Source organism: Priestia sp. SIMBA_032, assembly GCF_046535215.1.
Lineage (GTDB): Bacteria > Bacillota > Bacilli > Bacillales > Bacillaceae_H > Priestia > Priestia aryabhattai.
In genome coordinates this window covers 1-232 of the sequence record NZ_JAWRXD010001654.1, presented here as the reverse complement: position 1 = coordinate 232, position 232 = coordinate 1, and the positions used below count along the sequence as shown (strand labels likewise).

At 44.4% G+C, this 232-nt stretch carries 1 protein-coding gene; it reads right to left on the bottom strand.

Going from position 1 to position 232, the window contains the following annotated elements:
• A partial coding sequence (locus tag SB717_RS39875; RefSeq protein ID WP_410908893.1) for a 5-oxoproline transporter, DUF969 family subunit occupies positions 1–232 on the bottom strand: 232 nt, incomplete at both ends.

Genomic DNA, 232 nt, shown 5'->3' with positions numbered 1-232 from the left:
CAGAAGCAGCGTTTTTCGCTTTTTTAATCAGCACTTCCGCTTGTTCCCTTAACCCGTATTTTTCTAACACGCCAACGCTAGGAAGAGTAAGTAAAATAGCCATAGCCATATAGCGGTTATCGACAAAGAACTGGCCGAACATCGTAATCACTTGATGCAGTGACAAGCCTGATCCAAGACCAGTTACGATGCCTGCAACAGTTACCACAAGCAGCGTGTGTAACCGAAATAA